At 64.8% G+C, this 593-nt stretch carries 1 protein-coding gene; it reads left to right on the top strand.

From position 1 onward, the window contains the following. Window positions 1–4: 4 nt before the first annotated feature. Complete coding sequence (locus tag AC5Y5O_RS32195) at window positions 5–574, top strand: hypothetical protein (RefSeq protein ID WP_061559464.1); 570 nt, start codon at window positions 5–7, stop codon at window positions 572–574. The last annotated feature ends 19 nt before the right edge of the window (window positions 575–593 follow it).

Here is a 593-nt window from a genome sequence, read left to right as displayed (position 1 = left end):
TCACATGGCTAACCTCACCCGACGGGCGGCACTCGCTGCACTCGGCGCCAGCGCGGTGGCGGGTATCGGGTACGCGCTTCGCGGAGTCCTCGGTTCGCCCGTCCTGCGCGTTCGCCTAACCGACGGCGGCATGATGGGTGCCAGTCCGGCCGACATGAGCCTCTACATGGACATGTTCAACCGACACACCGAGATCACCCGCACGGTCGAGGAGATTCCCGGCGGCGTACGCACCAGCACCCAATCAAACGCCGCCGAGCTCACCGCCAAACTGCACGCACACGTATCGAGCATGTACTCCCACCTCAACCAGGGCTCCGAAGTCATGTGCATGAGCCAAAGCCTGCCAACACTATTCCGCAACGCCGGCAACTACCGCCGCCAGCTGACGCTGACGCCTACCGGCGTCGTCGCCGAGGAAACCTCCGACGATCCCATCCTCACCGACGCAATCCGCGCCCACGCTCGTGAAGTCACCGGCTTCGTACGCGACGGAATGCCCCCGATGATGCAAGGCATGATGGGCGGAATGATGGGACCTGGCGACATGATGGGCCCCCGCGGCCGACCATAATCGCCGGCAACGCTGCAGA

The sequence above is a fragment of the Mycobacterium sp. NGS40 genome (assembly GCF_059812735.1).
The sequence above is the reverse complement of the archived record's forward strand: the minus strand, read 5'-3'. Positions and strand labels throughout refer to the sequence as shown.